The sequence below is a fragment of the Citrobacter sp. Cc139 genome (assembly GCF_030334645.1).
GTDB lineage: Bacteria > Pseudomonadota > Gammaproteobacteria > Enterobacterales > Enterobacteriaceae > Citrobacter > Citrobacter werkmanii.
The window spans coordinates 35,568-54,379 of sequence record NZ_JAOWDM010000069.1 but is presented as its reverse complement, the minus strand read 5'-3'; the positions used below and the strand labels follow the sequence as shown (position 1 = coordinate 54,379).

Genomic DNA, 18,812 nt, shown 5'->3' with positions numbered 1-18,812 from the left:
AAAAAGGCGCCGAAGCGCCTTTTTTGATCAGAACAGTTCGTGTGTCTCACCATTATCGATAATGGTTGTCCCCACCTCGTGTACCGCCTGTTGCGTTGGCTGAGTACCTTCAATGAAATACTCTTCGCGGCTGTTACCGCCGCTCGCCAGTTGACCGGTACTGCGATCGATATTGACCGTCACGATACCCGGCGGCGGCGTCAGCGGCTGCTCGGGCACACCATCCAGCACGGATTTCATGTAAGCATCCCACGCAGGCTGCGCGCTCTTCGCGCCGCCTTCATAGCCGGAGATTTGATCTTTGATCACCCCGGAAGCTGTCGTGTGACCCAGATTGCGGCGATGATCGTCAAAGCCGATCCATACTGATGTCACTACGCCTGGTCCGTAACCGGAGAACCACGCATCTTTAGAACTGTTGGTAGTCCCGGTTTTTCCGCCGATATCGTGACGTTTCAGGTCGCGGCCCGCACGCCAGCCGGTTCCCATCCAGCCTGGTTCCCCAAAGATATTGGTGTTCAGCGCGCTTTTAATCAGGAACGCCAGCGGCGTGTTGATCACGTGCGGAGCGTACTCCTGCGTTCCACTCTGCGCGACCAACGCCTGGTTGGCCTGCTCAAGCTGTGGCATAGGCACGGCGGCATTCTGCTGCTCCTGCGAGACGGCGACATCTTCTACATTACTGTTTTCCAACACGTTAGATTTCTGGGTATCGCCATAAATCACCGGAATATCACAATCCGGGCAGGCAATTTTTGGCTTCGCTTCGAAGATAACGCCACCCATATCGCTTTCGATCTTACTGATGAAATACGGATCGACCAGGAAGCCGCCGTTCGCCATCACCGCGTAACCGCGCGCCACCTGCATTGGCGTGAATGAGGCGGAACCCAGCGCCAGCGATTCGGTGTGCACAATGTTCTGTGCCGGGAAGCCGAAACGTTGCAGATACTCTGCTGCGTAATCCACGCCCATAGCACGCATGGCGCGTACCATCACCACGTTTTTCGACTGGCCCAGCCCCTGACGTAAACGGATAGGACCAGCATACTGCGGCGGTGAGTTCTTCGGCTGCCAGTCGGAACCGGCACCGGCATCCCAGCGGGAGATCGGCACATCGTTGAGCATGCTCGCCAGCGTCAGACCTTTATCCATTGCGGCGGTATAGAGGAATGGTTTGATGTTGGAACCTACCTGGCGTAGCGCTTGGGTCGCGCGGTTAAACTTGCTCTGGTTGAAGTCAAAACCCCCTACCAGCGCCAACACCGCGCCGTTTTGCGGATTAATAGAAACCAGTGCGGAGTTAACATCCGGCACTTGCGCCAGCCACCAGGCATCGCCAACCTGGCGTACCCAGATTTGCTGCCCGGTCTGTACCACATCTGTCACTTTACGCGGCGTCGGACCTTGCTGAGTATCCGAGCGGTAAGGACGCGCCCAGCGCATGCCATCCATCCGTAATGAAACTGATGTGCCATCCGCCAGCGCGGCAATGGCTTCCTGCGGATTGGCGCTGGTGACAACCGCCGGCAGCAGTGGTCCATATGTTGGCAGCGCTTTCAGCGTATCGGTGATTTTCTTGCTGTCCCAACTGCTTTCGCCCACTTTCCACAGCACGTTTGACGGGCCGCGGTAGCCGTGGCGCATGTCGTAATCCATCACGTTGTTACGTACTGCCTGCTGGGCCGCCTGCTGCACTTTGCGCGTAATGGTGGTGGTGATGCGATACCCGTCTTCATAGGCTTTCTCGCCATAGCGGTTATACATCTCCTGGCGCACCATCTCAGACAGATACGGCGCAGAGAAGGCGATTTCCGGCGCGTGATAGTTGGCGTCAATGGCCTCGCCGCGCGCCTGATCGTACTGGGCCTGCGTAATGTAATTTTCACTCAGCATACGCGACAGCACGACGTTACGTCGTGCGGTGGCCCGGTCCATCGAATAGAGGGGGTTGAAGGTTGACGGCGCTTTTGGCAGACCGGCAATCACCGCAATCTCACTTAAGCTGAGCTGATCGACCGTCTTGCCGAAATAGACCTGCGCGGCCGCCCCCACGCCATAGGCGCGATATCCCAGGTAGATCTTGTTCAGATACAGCTCGAGGATTTCATCTTTACTCAGCAGTTGTTCAATGCGGATCGCCAGGAAAACTTCTTTGATCTTACGCATCAGCGTACGTTCCGGACTCAGGAAGAAGTTTCTCGCCAACTGTTGGGTAATGGTACTCGCCCCTTGTGAGGCGTGACCGGAGAACAATGCGACGCTGGCTGCACGGAAGATCCCCACCGGGTCGACCCCGTGGTGCTCATAAAAGCGGCTGTCTTCTGTGGCGATAAAAGCTTTGACCATCACTGGCGGCATCTGATCCAGCGTGACCGGGATTCGACGTTTCTCGCCATATTGCGCGATCAGCTCGCCGTCAGCGCTGTAAACCTGCATCGGGATCTGTAAACGCACATCTTTGAGCGTCGCGACGTCAGGTAATTGCGGCTCAATATAGCGATAGAGGCCATAAATCGAGCCTGCTCCCAGCAGGATGCAACATACTGCAAGGATTAATAAATACTTTACGAACTTCACTGGAGATTTCCCATTTAGTGGCATTTGGGCAGTTTATAAACAAACGCGCGGTAGTATAAAGGCAAGCCAGACGCATTGATATACCCGTTAAAGCAACGGGTGATACGGAGATCATCAGCAATGGCTTTTAATATCTGGAAAATTGGTCTGCATATTCAGCAACATGAAGCGCTGGCTGTCGCTGTCGTTCGCGACGCGACCGGTTGGTTTCTACAGCGCTGGTGGCGTATGCCGTTGGCACCTCAGGTTATCGTTGATGGTCACATTCGTGAGCCAGAACAGCTTGTCGCAACGCTACTGCCGTGGAGCCGTGAGCTTCCTCGCCGACATCATATTTATCTCTCCTTTCCCGCCAACAGGACGTTACAAAAAAAGTTTCCTCGTCCGGCAATGACCTTGCGAGAGCCAGAGCAAACCGCATGGTTGTCCGGTTTGATGGCACGTGAACTGGATATGTCGCAGGATGCGCTGCATTTTGATTATAGCGAAGACACGTTGAGCCCGGCGTTTAACGTCACTGCCGCGCAAAGCAAAGAGATTTCAACGCTGCTGACGTTAATACAAGCGCTGAAAGTACAGGTTAAAGCGATTACGCCGGACGCCAGCGCCTTGCAACGATTTATTCCTTATTTACCCGAACATCAACAGTGTCTGGTATGGCGTGATGAGACCCAGTGGCTATGGGCGACCCGCTCGTCATGGGGGCGAAAATTGACGGGCGATATTGGCCGTCTCGACGAACTCGCCGCAACGTTATCTCTTTCCCCGACAGCTATTGCGCTATGCGACCCCAGCGGATTCGATCCTTTAAACGTCGTGTCCGTTCGCCAGCCGCCAATTCCACCACACAGCCACCGCTTTACCATTGCATTAGGACTGGCCATGGGAGGATCGTATTGATGATAGCGACCATCAATCTTCTGCCCTGGCGTCAGACTCGGCGGTATACCTGTTTGCGTTTCTGGGGCGTCTTCTTTAGCGCTGCTCTACTGCTGAGCATTGGCGTGACGTTAATCTATAACAGCGTTTTTAGCGTGGAAAACCGGGTCGCACTCCTGCTGGTAGAGGCTGAAAATAAGCGCATTGCGGCGCTGACGGCGCTAAAGCCTCGTTTGCAGCAGCGCCTGCAACAATGGCAACAGGTACAAGCGCGAAACAAACAGCGTGACCAGACCCAAAGCTGGCAAAAGATTCTGCAACAACTGGCGGAATTACTCCCGGAGCAGGCGTGGTTAACCAAAATGACCTGGCAGCAAGGGACGCTGGAACTGACGGGAAATACGCTGAACTTTGCCGCCCTTAAGGCGCTGGAAACGCAATTACGCCAGCAGCCGTTGTTTACGCTAAATCGTCCCGGCGAAACGCAGCAGGATGCCCAAGGGCGTTGGCAATTCCACTATCGTCTGACGCGGAGTGACACGCATGATAACGCTCTGTGATGCCTGGCTCGCGCAGTCGCTGCGCTTTCGTGTTATGTGCGCATGCGGCTGGATTTTAGGGCTGCTTATGATGGTCGCGCTATGTCTTTACCCCGCCGCCAGGCAGCGGGATATGCAACAAGAGGCGCTAAACCAGCAACGTGCTGCCATTCAGACGCAATGGGGAAACCTGTATCTGCTGGCGTCATCGTCAGGAGAGGCTGAAGAGACGTTTATTCCATTCTCTCCGTTGCTGTTTCAGACGCCCCTTGTACGTCTTGTCCACTGGCAACCCGCCATTCAGGGCGGGGAGATGACGCTGAGGCCTGCGTGGGAGGCTATCCCGCCGGTGTTTGTCCAACTGGCGGAACAAGGGATGAACGTCAGCCGTTTTTCTCTCAGTGTAGAAGGCGCTGAACTGCTGTTAACGCTACAACTGGAACATCTGAATGACGGTTGAACGCTGGCTGTTGGCATGCATCAGTGTGCTGATCCTGACCGGTATGCGTAATCCCTTCTTACCGCCGGAGGACCCTTGCCAGATAGCTGAGTGGTCCACGTGGCGTTATCAGGGAATGGTGAGCGTGGGTGAGCGACCGATCGGCATCGTGCAGGATGGGCAGCACAAATGGCGGCGAGTTGAGCGAAATGACGTCCTGAAAAACGGCTGGACGATTTCGCAGATAACGGCTGAAAGCTTAACTCTCAACACAGAGAAAAGCTGCGAGCCTGCTCAATGGCAGTGGCAACGACAGGGAGCGGTAAATGAAGCGATGGATGAGATGGATAGCCATGATGCTGCTGGTCGCGGTGTTCAGCGGGCAGGCGGGAAAACCGCAAAACGTAACGCTGGTGGTGGATGATGTGCCTGTTGTGCAGGTTTTGCAGGCCCTGGCGGAACAAGAAAAGAAAAACCTGGTGGTTTCACCGGATGTCGGCGGGGTGCTGTCACTGCATCTGACAGATGTGCCTTGGAAGCAGGCGTTGCAAACGGTCGTGAAAAGCGCCGGATTAGTGCTACGCCAGGAGGGCAACATTCTGCATGTGCATTCTATGCAATGGCAGAGTGAAAATGCGGCCCGCCAGGAAAATGAGCAGGCACGAATGCAGGCCAGTCTGCCTCTGGAACATCGCAGCATCATTTTGCAATACGCTGACGCCGCCGAGCTGGCAAAAGCCGGAGAGAAGTTGCTGAGCGCTAAAGGCAGTATGACGGTTGATAAACGAACCAACCGCTTACTGCTGCGTGATAATAGCGTTGTGCTTAACGCGCTGGAAAAGTGGGTGGCGCAAATGGATTTACCCGTTGAACAGGTCGAACTGGCGGCGCATATCGTCACGATTAATGAAAAAAGTTTGCGCGAGCTGGGGGTTAAATGGTCGCTGGCCGACGCGCAACAACCGGGGGTGGTGGGGAATGTCACTACGCTTGCCAGCGATCTTTCGGTGCCCGCAGCAACATCCCGTGTGGGATTTAATATTGGTCGCATTAACGGTCGGTTACTGGAACTGGAGCTGTCGGCACTGGAGCAAAAACAGCAGCTTGATATCATCGCCAGTCCGCGATTACTGGCTTCTCACCTGCAACCTGCCAGTATTAAGCAGGGCAGCGAGATCCCGTATCAGGTCTCCAGCGGAGAAAGCGGGGCGACATCCGTCGAGTTTAAAGAAGCGGTACTGGGGATGGAGGTTACGCCCACTGTTTTGCAGAAAGGGCGAATCAGGCTGAAACTGCATATCAGCCAGAATGTCCCCGGGCAGGTGCTACAACAAGCTGATGGTGAAGTTCTGGCTATCGATAAGCAGGAAATTGAAACACAGGTTGAGGTAAAAAGCGGAGAGACGATTGCGTTGGGCGGCATTTTTTCACATAAAAATAAATCTGCGGCTGACAGCGTGCCGTTGTTAGGCGACATCCCCTGGCTTGGCTCTCTTTTTCGTCACGATGGAAAAGAAGATGAGCGTCGTGAGTTAGTGGTCTTTATTACGCCCAGACTGGTGTCAACGGAATAACTTATGCATGAAAAACCGTTGTTTTTGCACTGAACACGTTTCAGGGATTTGACGTGGGGGTGTATTTAGCATACAAGGAGTACCGATTTGAGCGTCGGTACTTTTCTTTACTTATGCGGCAATGAATACGCTTTGCCTTTCTGGTGGTGTGTCATAGGCTTATTTTGCCGTCATTGGACTACGCGATACGTCGCCATGTCTGATGTTTGCAGGGTTACATGCCTGCCACGACCAGAAATGCGTAGGGTTTGGTGATTTATTCAGTTGCCAAACCCGCTTGAGTATTGAGATAATTTTCAGTCTGACTCTCGCAATATCTTATGAGGTTTCAGTTCATGTCCTGCTGCGCTGGGTGTCTGCGAAGCGGGTTTACCATTAACGAATAGTCTTAGTAGTACCGAAAAAATGGCAGAGAAACGCAATATCTTTCTGGTTGGGCCTATGGGTGCCGGAAAAAGCACTATTGGGCGGCAGTTAGCTCAACAACTCAATATGGAATTTTACGATTCTGATCAAGAGATTGAGAAACGAACCGGAGCTGATGTGGGCTGGGTCTTCGATGTAGAAGGTGAAGACGGCTTCCGTGATCGCGAAGAAAAAGTCATCAACGAGTTGACGGAAAAACAGGGTATTGTGCTGGCAACTGGCGGTGGCTCTGTAAAATCACGTGAAACACGTAACCGTCTCTCCGCGCGTGGCGTCGTGGTCTATCTTGAAACGACAATTGAAAAACAACTTGCGCGTACTCAACGTGACAAGAAACGCCCGCTGCTGCAGGTAGAATCACCGCCTCGTGAAGTTCTGGAAGCGTTGGCTGACGAACGCAATCCTCTGTACGAAGAGATTGCCGACGTGACCATTCGCACCGACGATCAGAGCGCAAAAGTCGTAGCAAACCAGATTATTCATATGTTGGAAAGCAACTAATTCTGGCCGAATACACACTCGTCTGCGGGTACAAGTAACTAAGGTGGATGTCGCGTAATGGAGAGGATCACAGTCACTCTCGGGGAACGTAGTTACCCTATCACTATCGCGGCTGGTTTGTTCAATGAGCCAGCTTCATTCTTACCGCTGAAATCGGGCGATCAGGTTATGTTGGTGACCAACGAAACCCTGGCTCCCCTGTATCTCGATAAGGTTCGCGGCGTACTTGAACAGGCGGGTGTTAACGTTGATAGCGTTATCCTTCCCGATGGCGAACAGTATAAAAGCCTGACGGTTCTGGATACGGTTTTCACCGCGTTACTGCAAAAACCGCACGGTCGCGATACCACGTTAGTCGCACTTGGCGGCGGCGTGATTGGCGATCTGACCGGTTTCGCGGCAGCCAGCTACCAGCGCGGTGTTCGTTTCATTCAAGTCCCGACAACTCTGTTGTCGCAGGTCGACTCCTCCGTCGGCGGCAAAACCGCCGTAAACCATCCCCTCGGTAAAAACATGATTGGCGCGTTTTACCAACCAGCCTCCGTGGTGGTGGATCTCGATTGTCTGAAAACGCTTCCTGCGCGTGAGCTGGCATCGGGGCTGGCGGAAGTCATCAAATACGGCATCATTCTTGACGGTGAGTTTTTCAACTGGCTGGAAGACAATCTGGACGCGTTATTGCGTCTGGACGGTCCGGCAATGGCGTACTGTATTCGCCGTTGTTGTGAGCTGAAAGCAGAAGTTGTCGCAGCAGACGAGCGCGAAATGGGCTTACGTGCTTTACTGAATCTGGGACACACGTTCGGCCATGCGATCGAAGCTGAAATGGGTTATGGCAATTGGTTACATGGTGAAGCCGTCGCAGCAGGTATGGTAATGGCTGCTCGTACGTCAGAACGTCTGGGTCAGTTTAGCTCTGCGGATACGCAGCGCATCATTACGCTGCTACAGCGAGCAGGCTTACCGGTTAATGGGCCACGTGAAATGTCCACCGAGGCCTATTTACCGCATATGCTGCGAGATAAAAAAGTGTTAGCGGGAGAAATTCGTTTAGTGCTTCCGCGGGCAATAGGGAAGAGTGAAGTGCGCGGCGGAGTGTCGCACGAGGTGGTTCTTAACGCTATTGCTGATTGCCAGCAGGCGTAACAACAAGAAAGGTCCGACGTACGTTGCGAAACGTAGGTCTTTTAGCTTCAGGTTACGTGCAAAGTTGTAAGCATTAACCTTTGAGTGGGGTGTTAAATGGATGAATTCAAACCAGAAGACGAGCTGAAACCCGATCCCAGCGATCGTCGTACTGGTCGTTCTCGTCAATCGTCTGAACGCGATAATGAGCCGCAAATCAATTTTGATGATGTTGATCTGGATGCTGACGATCGCCGTCCTGCGCGCGCACGTAAAGAGCGTGAAGAAGAGCGGGACATCGAAGAAGACTATGAATCTGATGACGATGCGGTGGATGAAGAGCGTGTAGAACGTCGTCCGCGCAAGCGTAAGAAAGCGGTCAGTAAACCTGCCTCTCGTCAGTATATGATGATGGGTGTGGGCGTGCTGGTGCTGCTGCTGTTGATCATCGGTATTGGTTCTGCGCTGAAAGCCCCCTCATCTTCTTCCAGTGAACAGACGGCGTCTGGCGAGAAGAGCATCGATCTTTCTGGCAGCAATGCGACGGATCAGGCGAACACGAATACGCCTGCAACGGGCGCTGAGCAGACTGCGGGCAATACCCAGCAGGATGTTTCCCTGCCGCCGATTTCCTCTACCCCAACTCAAGGCCAGACGCCTGCGGCAACTGAAGGTCAGCAGCGTGTTGAAGTGCAGGGCGATCTGAACAATGCGCTGACGCAACCGCAAGGTCAGGAGCAGGTTAACAACGTCGTGGTGAACTCTACGCTGCCGACCGAACCTGCGACCGTCGCACCAGTTCGTAATGGTACTGCTGCGCGCCAGACTGCCAAAACGGAAACGGTTGAACGTCCTGCTGCTACGCACCAGGAACGTAAACAGGCCGTCATTGAGCCGAAGAGCAAACCGCAGACCACGGTGAAAGCGACGACGACAGAGCCGAAACCTGTTGCTCAGGCAAAACCAGCCGCGACTGCGCCGACGACTACAACCAAAGCGCCTGTGGTAACCGCTGCGCCAAAAGCGACAGCAGAACCGAAAGCAACCGCGACGACGACGCCTGCACAAACTGCAACACCTGCGCCAACCGCGACGGCAACGCCTGTGGCTGGCGGAGCGAAAAGTACAGGAAATGTTGGCGCGTTAAAATCTGCGCCGTCCGGCCATTACACGCTGCAGCTCAGCAGTTCTTCTAACTACGACAACCTGAACGGTTGGGCGAAGAAAGAAAACCTGAAGAACTACGTGGTGTATCAGACGACGCGTAACGGTCAACCGTGGTATGTTCTGGTGACGGGCGTGTATGCGTCTAAAGAAGATGCGAAACGTGCAGTGTCTACGTTACCCGCCGATATTCAGGCGAAAAATCCGTGGGCAAAACCGCTGCACCAGGTTCAGGCCGATTTGAAGTAAGATAGGATATGTTCTGCAATGGTTTGCTGTTTCGCCCAATTGCGGGACAAAGACTAAAGCGCAGGATGCTGTCGGAGCTTTCTCCACAGCCGGAGAAGGTGTAATTAGTTAGTCAGCATGAAAAAAAATCGCGCTTTTTTGAAATGGGCAGGGGGAAAATACCCCCTGCTTGATGATATCAAACGGCATTTACCCCAGGGTGAGTGTCTGATTGAACCCTTCGTAGGGGCCGGGTCGGTGTTTCTCAACACCGACTTTTCTCGTTATATTCTTGCCGATATCAACAGCGACCTCATCAGTCTCTATAACATCGTGAAGACCCGTACCGATGAGTACGTGCAGGCTTCGCGCGAGCTGTTTATGCCTGAAACTAATCAGGCTGAGGTGTACTACCAGTTCCGGGAAGAATTTAATACCTGCCAGGACCCGTTCCGCCGCGCAGTGCTATTCCTGTATCTGAACCGCTTTGGTTACAACGGGTTGTGCCGTTATAACCTGCGCGGTGAGTTTAACGTACCGTTTGGTCGTTATAAAAAACCTTATTTCCCGGAAGCCGAGTTATACCATTTTGCTGAAAAAGCGCAGAATGCGGAGTTCCATTGCCTTTCCTATGAAGAGTGCATGGACCGTGCGGATATCAACTCCGTAGTCTATTGTGACCCGCCTTATGCACCGCTTTCGGCGACGGCAAATTTCACCGCGTATCATACCAACAGCTTTAGCCCGAAAGAGCAGGCGCATTTGGCCGAGATGGCAGAAAAGCTGGTCAGTAAGCAGATTCCGGTGTTAATTTCGAACCATGACACGCCTGATACTCGTGAGTGGTACCGGGCAGCGAAACATTTTCAGGTCAAAGTGCGGCGCAGCATCAGCAGCAATGGCGGCACGCGTAAAAAGGTGAACGAACTGCTGGCGCTGTATAAACCAGGAGTCGCAACGCCTGCGAAAAAATAATTCTCAAGGAGAAGCGGATGAAACAGTATTTGATCGCCCCCTCAATTCTGTCGGCTGATTTTGCCCGCCTGGGCGAAGACACCGCGAGAGCGCTGACTGCCGGTGCCGATGTAGTACACTTCGACGTCATGGACAATCACTACGTACCGAACCTGACCATCGGACCGATGGTTCTGAAATCGCTGCGTAAATATGGCATCACCGCCCCGATTGATGTTCACCTGATGGTGAAACCGGTCGATCGTATTGTCCCTGACTTCGCCGCCGCTGGCGCCAGCATCATTACTTTCCATCCAGAAGCCTCCGAGCACGTTGATCGTACCTTGCAGCTGATCAAAGAGCATGGTTGTAAAGCGGGCCTGGTGTTTAACCCGGCAACGCCTTTAAGCTACCTGGACTATGTCATGGATAAGCTGGATGTGATCCTGCTGATGTCCGTTAACCCAGGCTTTGGCGGACAGTCTTTCATCCCGCAAACGCTGGATAAGCTGCGTGAAGTGCGTCGTCGTATTGATGAATCTGGCTATGACATCCGCCTGGAAGTTGATGGTGGCGTCAAGGTGAACAACATCGGTGAAATCGCAGCGGCGGGTGCAGATATGTTTGTTGCAGGCTCCGCTATTTTCGACCAACCAGACTACAAAAAAGTCATTGATGAAATGCGCAATGAACTGGCGAAGGTAAGTCATGGATAAGTTTCAGGATATTCGGGGCGCCGCTTTTGACCTCGACGGCACGCTGGTCGACAGCGCGCCGGGATTAGCCGCAGCGGTGGATATGGCGCTGTATGCGCTGGAACTGCCGGTTGCTGGTGAAGAACGTGTAATCACCTGGATTGGTAATGGTGCAGATGTACTGATGGAGCGCGCGCTGGCATGGTCTCGTCAGGAGCGCGCGACATTACGTAAAACGATGGGTAAACCCCCCATTGATGATGATATTCCTGCCGAGGAACAGGTACGTATTTTGCGTAAGCTGTTCGACAGGTACTACGGCGATGTCGCAGAAGAGGGGACATTCCTGTTCCCTGATGTTGCCGACACGCTGGGCGCGTTGCATGCTAAAGGTTTGCCGCTGGGTCTGGTGACCAACAAACCAACCCCGTTTGTCGCGCCATTGCTCGAGGCGTTAGATATCGCCAAATACTTCAGCGTGGTCATCGGTGGTGACGACGTGCAGAATAAAAAACCACACCCGGATCCGCTGCTGCTGGTGGCAAGTAAGCTTGGCATCAAGCCTGAGCAAATGCTCTTCGTAGGGGATTCTCGTAATGATATTCAGGCGGCTAAGGCTGCTGGTTGTCCGTCCGTTGGTCTGACGTATGGCTACAACTATGGTGAGTCTATCGCATTGAGCGAGCCCGATGTCATGTACGACCGCATTAATGAACTACTGCCCGCTCTCGGGCTTCCGCATAGCGAAAATCAGGAATCGAAAAATGACTAAGCCCATCGTTTTTAGTGGCGCACAGCCCTCAGGTGAATTGACCATTGGCAACTATATGGGTGCGCTGCGTCAGTGGGTGAACATGCAGGATGACTACCATTGCATCTACTGCATCGTTGACCAACATGCCATTACCGTTCGTCAGGATGCTCAGCAATTGCGTAAAGCAACGCTGGATACGCTGGCGCTGTATCTGGCATGCGGGATCGATCCTGAAAAAAGCACCATTTTCGTTCAGTCGCACGTACCGGAACACGCACAGTTAGGCTGGGCGCTGAACTGCTACACCTATTTCGGCGAGCTGAGCCGTATGACCCAGTTCAAAGATAAATCTGCGCGTTACGCAGAGAACATCAACGCCGGTCTGTTTGATTATCCGGTGCTGATGGCGGCAGACATTCTGCTGTATCAGACCAATCAGGTACCGGTTGGCGAAGATCAGAAACAGCATCTTGAACTGAGCCGCGATATCGCTCAGCGCTTCAATGCGCTGTATGGCGACATCTTCAAAGTACCGGAACCGTTCATCCCTAAATCCGGCGCGCGCGTGATGTCGCTGCTGGAGCCGACGAAAAAAATGTCCAAGTCGGATGACAACCGCAACAACGTGATCGGTCTGCTGGAAGATCCAAAATCTGTGGTCAAAAAAATCAAACGAGCGATGACTGACTCGGAAGAGCCGCCTGTTGTTCGTTACGATGTGAAAGAAAAAGCGGGCGTTTCGAACCTGCTGGATATCCTTTCTGCCGTCACCGGCCAGAGTATTCCTGAGCTGGAACAGCACTTCGAAGGCAAAATGTATGGTCATCTGAAAGGTGAAGTCGCGGAGGCCGTTTCCGGCATGCTGACCGAGCTTCAGGAACGTTATCACCGTTTCCGTAACGATGAAGCTTTCCTGCAGAAAGTAATGAAAGACGGTGCGGAAAAAGCCAGCGCACGCGCGTCTGTTACGCTGAAAGCCGTTTACGAAGCGATTGGTTTTGTCGCCAGACCGTAATATTTTCTGCGTTGCAAAAAAACCGGGGAATCCCCGGTTTTTTTGTATCTGCGCAATAACGTCTATTACTGGTCTGCAGCCGGACCACAGCCACCAATAATTTTAGAAATTGAAATTGCTGGATGCAGGAAATAATCGTAGCTGCAGTTGTTTTTTTTGTTTTCAATATGACCCGTACATGCGGTCAGTGTAGCCAGAACCCCAGCGACAATGGTGATTTTTGCAAATTTCAGCATGTTAAAATCCTTGTAAGATACCTATTTTTAAAATGGATGAAATCCATTTCTCGACGGTTAAGATATCAACTTAAATAAAATTTAAGTAGTCCGGATAAGGACATAACAAGCTTTATGTAAATTATATAATTAATGAATTGGATTACTGGGCGGTTATATTTTAATTAATAATTGGTTTGCTGAAGTGAGCATGTAGCGTATTTCGTTTATTATTTATTTCTGCAGGATGATAAATACATGCCCTGAATATCAGGGCATGTATTTACATTCAATTAATGATTCGAGAACCAGTTCAGCTTATCGCGTAGTCCAACCACGCGACCGACGATAATCAGCGCTGGGCTTTCAACCTGTTGCGCTAATTCCCCGAGCTGCGTCAGCACACCGTTGACGACGCGTTGCTTCACGGAGGTACCGTTTTCTACCAGCGCAACCGGCATATTGGCCTGCATGCCAAATTCGATCAGTTTTTCCTGAATTGTGGCCGCCTGATTCAGTCCCATATAGAACACCAGCGTCTGTTTCTCTGCCGCCAGATTTTCCCAGTCCAGCTCGCCGCCGGTTTTCAGGTGTCCGGTAACCAGACGAACACTTTGCGCGTAATCGCGATGGGTCAGTGGAATACCTGAATAAGCGGAGCAACCGGAAGCCGCAGTTATACCCGGCACAACGGAGAATGGAATACCGGCGTGGCAAAGCGTTTCCAGCTCTTCGCCACCGCGGCCAAAGATGAACGGGTCACCACCTTTTAGTCGTACCACGCGCTTGCCTTGTTGCGCTTCACGCAGCAGGATCTGGTTGATTTCTTCCTGCGGTACGCAGTGGTAACCCGCGCGTTTACCGACGAATACCCGGTCCGCATCGCGGCGCACGAGGTTCATAATATCGTCGGAAACCAGACGGTCATAAACCACTACGTCGGCTTGCTGGATCTGCTGCAGCCCTTTCAGCGTTAGTAGCCCGGCATCGCCAGGACCGGCGCCAACCAGCACTACTTCACCACGGTGATCCAGTGGTTCGCTGAGCAACTGCTCGGTGGTTTCCTCGACAGCTTTCCGATCGTTGTTTGCCAGCGACTGCGCCAGGCGGTCATTAATGAACAATTTTTCCCAGAAGCGGCGACGTTCACCCATACTGGCAAACTGGTTTTTAACCCGGGAACGCAGCTTGCCCGCATACTGTGCGACCTGGCCAAGATGCTGAGGCAGTATGGATTCGAGTCTTTCACGCAGCAGACGGGCCAGCACCGGCGAAGTGCCGCCAGACGAGACCGCCACCATCAGCGGCGAGCGGTCGATAATGGAGGGCATGATAAAACTGGCTGCTTTTGGCGCATCGACCACGTTGCAGAAAATACGGCGTGATTCTGCGGCGGTGCTGACGCTTTGGTTGACGGCATCGTCATCGGTGGCGGCGATAACCAGCCAGCAAGGATCGAGCAGGGATTCATCGAACGGCCCCTCAACAAGCGTCAGCATGCCTTCATTTGCCCATACGGTGAACTGCGGAATAAACGCCAGCGCATTAACCGTTAAACGGGCGCCCGCTTCCAGCAATAACCGCGCTTTGCGTTCTGCGACATCACCACCGCCGACGATCAAGCAGTCACGGTCACGTAGTTGACAAAATATAGGCAAATGATCCACGACATTACCCCTTAATTATTGGCAGCAGCCTCTGGCTGATTGATTTTTGCCGGAGCCGGACGCTCCGATTTTGGCGTAGCATACCAATAACCCAATCCCATGAATACGACACCGGACAAAGTATTACCGAGTGTCACCCACAGCAGGTTATGACCAATTCCGGCCAGGGTATAGGCTTCGCTGTGGTGGCCGAACCAGGAGAGGGCAAACAGCGTCATGTTGGCAACCGAGTGTTCGTAGCCGGAAGCAATAAACGCCAGCAGACACCACCAGATAGCGAGGAATTTTGCTGCGCCTTCGGTACGGATTGCCATCCAGATTGCCAGACAAACCAACCAGTTACACAGTGCGCCCTTGAAGAACAGTACCGTCGCAGGCGCGGTGGTTTTCGCCAGTGCAACCGAATGGACGATGCTGGTATCTACCGGCAACAAGCTGCCGCCACCCCAACTGTAAAGCAGAGCGACAAACACGGAACCGACCAGATTACCCAGCCAGGTTTGCGGTAAAATTGCCCACATTTGACCGTGGCTGATGGTGCCCGCTTTGACGCCGAGCGTCAGGAACATGGTGTGACCGGTAAACAGTTCAGAACCCGCGATAATGACCAGCGTTAAGGCGATACCAAAGGTTGCACCCATTACCAGAGGACGTACGGACGGGTCGAGCAGATTGCCGAGGGTGAAAATAAGAATGATGCCGAGACCGACATAGGCCCCTGCCATTGCCGAACTGACCCAGAATCCGAGCGGATTATTAGCCGACAGGCGTGCGATGCGCGCGGCATTAGCCGCACACTTATTAATAGTGTCAGTAAACATTTGATTATCCTTTTCTCACTTCATCCTTTGCACTGCCTCTTTGTTGGCTGCCCTCGCTCACCCCAGTCACATAGTGAACTATGCTCCTGGGGATTTGCTCGGTTGCCGCCGCGATGCAGTACAAATGATTTTGTGATAACAATTAAAATGAAAAAAATACAAAAAAGGGGAGGCGTTGCGCCTCCCAAAATTAATTAACCGCGCAACTGCACCGTGCCGTCTTTCACGCGCGCTTCGTAATGTTTCACGGAGAACTGTTCGTCTTCCATGCACAGTCCGTCGCTTAAACGAAAGCGCTGTTTTTTCAGCGGGCTGGCGACCCACAGTTCGCCCTGATGCTCAGCGATCAAGCCACGAGAAAGCACGCTGGACTCAAAGAACGGATCGATGTTGCTGATCGCAAACACCTGGTCACTGTGATACGGGCGGAAAATTGCGACCTGTTCAGTACCTAACAGGGCGCAGACGCCTGTTGCAGGCAGAATGTCATCGATTTTGCAGATGTTTTGCCACTGGCTCATGCGTTCTCCTCCACCAGAGTCACCGGGATACGCTCATAAGGCGTTGCCGGACGATGTTGTTCACGTTCAGGCACCACCTGGACGTTCGGATCGCGTTTGTCGCTGTTGATGAAGTGCTTGAAGCGAACCTGCGCGGATGGGGTGTTAACGGTTTCTGTCCACTCGCATACCACCGCTTCACGCAGACGGGCCATCTCTTCTTCCAGATGCTCGTTCAGGCCCAGCTTGTCGTCGATGATGACCGATTTCAGATACTCAATGCCGCCTTCCAGGTTGTCTAACCACGGTGCGGTACGGGTCAGTTTGTCGGCAGTGCGGATGTAGAACATCATGAAGCGATCGAGATACTTCAGCAGCGTTTCACGATCGATATCTGCCGCCAGCAGATCGGCGTGACGAGGTTTCATCCCGCCGTTACCGCAAACGTACAGGTTCCAGCCTTTTTCAGTGGCGATGATACCAACGTCTTTGCCCTGGGCTTCCGCGCATTCACGGGTACAGCCAGAGACACCGAACTTCATCTTATGCGGCGTACGAATGCCTTTGTAGCGGTTTTCCAGCTCGACGCCGAAACCGACGCTATCGCCCACGCCGTAGCGGCACCAGGTGCTGCCCACGCAGGTTTTCGCCATACGCAACGCTTTAGCATAGGCATGACCGGTTTCGAAACCGGCTTCAATCAACTGACGCCAGATTTCCGGCAGGTCATCTTTCTGCGCGCCGAACAGGCCAATACGCTGAGAACCGGTGATTTTGGTATACAGGTTAAATTCACGTGCGATACGTCCCACGGCCACCAGGCCTTCCGGTGTGATTTCACCGCCAGCGGAGCGCGGGATCACGGAGTAGGTGCCGTCTTTCTGGATATTCGCCAGGAAGTTGTCGTTGGTGTCTTGCAGCGGCGTGTGCTGAGGTTTGAGAATGTACTCATTCCAGCACGAGGCCAGCAGGGAACCGACGGTAGGTTTACACACTTCACAGCCGTAGCCTTTCCCGTGTTTTGCCAGCAACTCTTCGAAGGTTTTAATGCCTTCTACGCGAATGAGATGGAACAGTTCCTGACGCGAGTACGGGAAGTGTTCACACAGGTTGTTGTTAACTTCAATACCCTGTTTCGCCAGTTCAGCGTTCAGGACCTGCGTTACCAGCGGGATACACCCGCCGCAGCCGGTACCGGCTTTGGTTTCAGCTTTCAGCGCCGCAACGGTGTGGCAACCTTTATTGATAGCAGCAACCAGCATGCCTTTCGTGACGTCGAAGCAGGAACAAATCTGCGCGCTGTCCGGCAGTTTATCGACACCGATAGAGGGTTTACCGCTGCCCGCGTGTGCTGGCAGGATCAACGAGTCCGGGTTTTCCGGCAGTTCGATAGCGTTCAGCACCAGTTGCAGCAGATTGCCGTAATCGCTGGTGTCGCCCACCAGAACCGCGCCGAGCAGCGTTTTGTTATCTTTGCTGACAATGAGGCGTTTGTAGACTTCTTTGCTCTCGTCGAGGTAAACGTAGCTGCGCGCACCCGGTGTGCGGCCATGCGCGTCGCCAATCCCGCCAACGTCAACGCCAAGCAGCTTCAGCTTGGCGCTTAAATCTGCGCCTTCGAAGGCGTTTTCGGTTTCGAGGATATGGTCAACGGCAACCTGCGCCATTTTGTAGCCGGGTGCCACCAGACCATATACACGGTTGTTCCAGCTGGCGCATTCGCCGATGGCATAGATGTCAGGGTCAGAAGTCTGGCAGGTGTCGTTAATCACGATCCCACCGCGCGGAGCGACGTCCAGACCGCACTGGGTAGCCAGTTTGTCGCGTGGACGAATACCGGTAGAGAAAACGATAAAATCGACTTCCAGTTCGCTACCATCGGCAAAACGCATGGTTTTGCGCGCTTCGACGCCTTCCTGGACAATCTCTTTCGTGTTTTTGCTGGTGTGCACACGCACGCCCATGCTTTCAATTTTGCGACGTAACTGCTCGCCACCCATATGATCCAGCTGTTCAGCCATCAGCATCGGAGCGAATTCAATCACGTGGGTTTCAACGCCGAGGTTTTTCAGCGCACCGGCGGCTTCCAGGCCCAGCAGGCCACCGCCGACGACAGCACCGCGTTTGCTACGGCGCGCGCAAGACTCAATGGCGTTGAGGTCTTCAATGGTGCGGTAAACGAAGCAGTCCTGGGTTTCCGAACCTTTAATCGGCGGGATCCACGGATAAGAGCCAGTCGCCATGATCAGCTTATCGTAATAAACCGTACGACCCGCGCTGGAGTGGATCACCTTCTCCTGGCGGTTGATGGTAATTGCGCGCTCGCCGACTAATACCTTAACGCCGTGCTTCTCGTAGAATCCTTCACGCACCAGAGAAAGCTCTTCGGCGGTGTGGTGGGAGAAGTAGGAAGACAGGTGTACGCGGTCGTACGCTTTGCGGGGTTCTTCACAGAAGACGGTAATATCAAAATTGGCAGCGTCGGATTTATCAAGAAGATCCTCAATAAAGCGATGGCCGACCATACCATTACCGATAATAGCGAGTCTGACTTTGCTCATTTTTGCCTCGATTTCTTTTCTATTACCGCCTACCTTAACGATTCAGCTACCCCGCTTATTGATACAAATCAAATTCGCCCTCATATACTCCTTAAGAGGTATATAACTGATTTACCTACATTTTTATAAGTTACGGAATTGACTGGCTTTTCGTGTTTGTATAAAAAGCGCACAA

At 53.1% G+C, this 18,812-nt stretch carries 18 protein-coding genes; 12 read left to right on the top strand and 6 right to left on the bottom strand.

What is annotated here, in order from left to right:
* Positions 1–27: 27 nt before the first annotated feature.
* A complete protein-coding gene (mrcA, locus tag OGV69_RS04955; RefSeq protein ID WP_069323802.1) occupies positions 28–2,580 on the bottom strand; it encodes a peptidoglycan glycosyltransferase/peptidoglycan DD-transpeptidase MrcA in 2,553 nt (850 codons plus the stop codon).
* A 120-nt stretch (positions 2,581–2,700) separates the two neighbouring features.
* Here mrcA and OGV69_RS04950 point away from each other — a divergent pair, with 120 nt between their 5' ends.
* The 12 genes from OGV69_RS04950 (at position 2,701) to trpS (ending at position 12,873) form a co-directional block, all read left to right on the top strand.
* On the top strand, positions 2,701–3,480 hold the full coding sequence (locus tag OGV69_RS04950) for a type IV pilus biogenesis protein PilM (RefSeq protein WP_069323803.1): 780 nt from the start codon (positions 2,701–2,703) through the stop codon (positions 3,478–3,480).
* A complete protein-coding gene (locus OGV69_RS04945; protein ID WP_069323804.1) occupies positions 3,480–4,019 on the top strand; it encodes a PilN domain-containing protein in 540 nt (179 codons plus the stop codon). Before OGV69_RS04950 ends, OGV69_RS04945 begins: the two co-directional genes overlap by 1 nt.
* Positions 4,003–4,458 (top strand): HofO family protein, encoded by a 456-nt coding sequence (locus OGV69_RS04940; protein WP_069323805.1) that lies wholly within the window; start codon positions 4,003–4,005, stop codon positions 4,456–4,458. Before OGV69_RS04945 ends, OGV69_RS04940 begins: the two co-directional genes overlap by 17 nt.
* A complete protein-coding gene (locus OGV69_RS04935; protein WP_038634853.1) occupies positions 4,448–4,861 on the top strand; it encodes a HofP DNA utilization family protein in 414 nt (137 codons plus the stop codon). Before OGV69_RS04940 ends, OGV69_RS04935 begins: the two co-directional genes overlap by 11 nt.
* Entirely contained in the window at positions 4,776–6,011 is a 1,236-nt protein-coding gene (gene hofQ, locus OGV69_RS04930; protein WP_174330367.1) for a DNA uptake porin HofQ, read from the top strand. Before OGV69_RS04935 ends, hofQ begins: the two co-directional genes overlap by 86 nt.
* A gap of 405 nt (positions 6,012–6,416) precedes the next feature.
* On the top strand, positions 6,417–6,938 hold the full coding sequence (gene aroK / locus OGV69_RS04925) for a shikimate kinase AroK (RefSeq protein WP_003023552.1): 522 nt from the start codon (positions 6,417–6,419) through the stop codon (positions 6,936–6,938).
* 57 nt (positions 6,939–6,995) lie between these two features.
* Positions 6,996–8,084 (top strand): 3-dehydroquinate synthase, encoded by a 1,089-nt coding sequence (aroB, locus tag OGV69_RS04920; RefSeq protein ID WP_038634848.1) that lies wholly within the window; start codon positions 6,996–6,998, stop codon positions 8,082–8,084.
* A 96-nt stretch (positions 8,085–8,180) separates the two neighbouring features.
* Positions 8,181–9,476 (top strand): cell division protein DamX, encoded by a 1,296-nt coding sequence (gene damX, locus OGV69_RS04915; protein WP_038634845.1) that lies wholly within the window; start codon positions 8,181–8,183, stop codon positions 9,474–9,476.
* A 117-nt stretch (positions 9,477–9,593) separates the two neighbouring features.
* The gene (gene dam, locus OGV69_RS04910; RefSeq protein ID WP_069323807.1) at positions 9,594–10,430 is read left to right on the top strand and encodes an adenine-specific DNA-methyltransferase; all 837 of its coding nucleotides are present in this window, start codon (positions 9,594–9,596) and stop codon (positions 10,428–10,430) included.
* A 17-nt stretch (positions 10,431–10,447) separates the two neighbouring features.
* Positions 10,448–11,125: a ribulose-phosphate 3-epimerase gene (rpe, locus tag OGV69_RS04905; protein WP_003023561.1), complete on the top strand. Its 678-nt coding sequence runs from the start codon at positions 10,448–10,450 to the stop codon at positions 11,123–11,125.
* On the top strand, positions 11,118–11,876 hold the full coding sequence (gene gph, locus OGV69_RS04900; RefSeq protein WP_069323808.1) for a phosphoglycolate phosphatase: 759 nt from the start codon (positions 11,118–11,120) through the stop codon (positions 11,874–11,876). Before rpe ends, gph begins: the two co-directional genes overlap by 8 nt.
* Positions 11,869–12,873 (top strand): tryptophan--tRNA ligase, encoded by a 1,005-nt coding sequence (gene trpS / locus OGV69_RS04895; protein WP_038634836.1) that lies wholly within the window; start codon positions 11,869–11,871, stop codon positions 12,871–12,873. Before gph ends, trpS begins: the two co-directional genes overlap by 8 nt.
* Positions 12,874–12,938: 65 nt before the next feature.
* On the opposite strand, the gene OGV69_RS04890 is transcribed toward trpS, so the two are convergent.
* From OGV69_RS04890 to nirB, 5 genes are all read right to left on the bottom strand, one after another.
* On the bottom strand, positions 12,939–13,109 hold the full coding sequence (locus OGV69_RS04890) for a YhfL family protein (protein ID WP_006687392.1): 171 nt from the start codon (positions 13,107–13,109) through the stop codon (positions 12,939–12,941).
* A gap of 272 nt (positions 13,110–13,381) precedes the next feature.
* Positions 13,382–14,755, bottom strand: coding sequence for a siroheme synthase CysG (gene cysG / locus OGV69_RS04885; RefSeq protein ID WP_038634829.1), 1,374 nt, complete (start codon positions 14,753–14,755; stop codon positions 13,382–13,384).
* Positions 14,756–14,766: 11 nt separating this feature from the next.
* Entirely contained in the window at positions 14,767–15,576 is an 810-nt protein-coding gene (gene nirC / locus OGV69_RS04880; RefSeq protein WP_069323809.1) for a nitrite transporter NirC, read from the bottom strand.
* A gap of 194 nt (positions 15,577–15,770) precedes the next feature.
* Positions 15,771–16,097, bottom strand: a complete 327-nt coding sequence (nirD, locus tag OGV69_RS04875) for a nitrite reductase small subunit NirD (RefSeq protein WP_042312029.1) — start codon at positions 16,095–16,097, stop codon at positions 15,771–15,773.
* Positions 16,094–18,637, bottom strand: a complete 2,544-nt coding sequence (nirB, locus tag OGV69_RS04870; RefSeq protein WP_061381016.1) for an NADPH-nitrite reductase large subunit — start codon at positions 18,635–18,637, stop codon at positions 16,094–16,096. Before nirB ends, nirD begins: the two co-directional genes overlap by 4 nt.
* Positions 18,638–18,812: the final 175 nt, after the last annotated feature.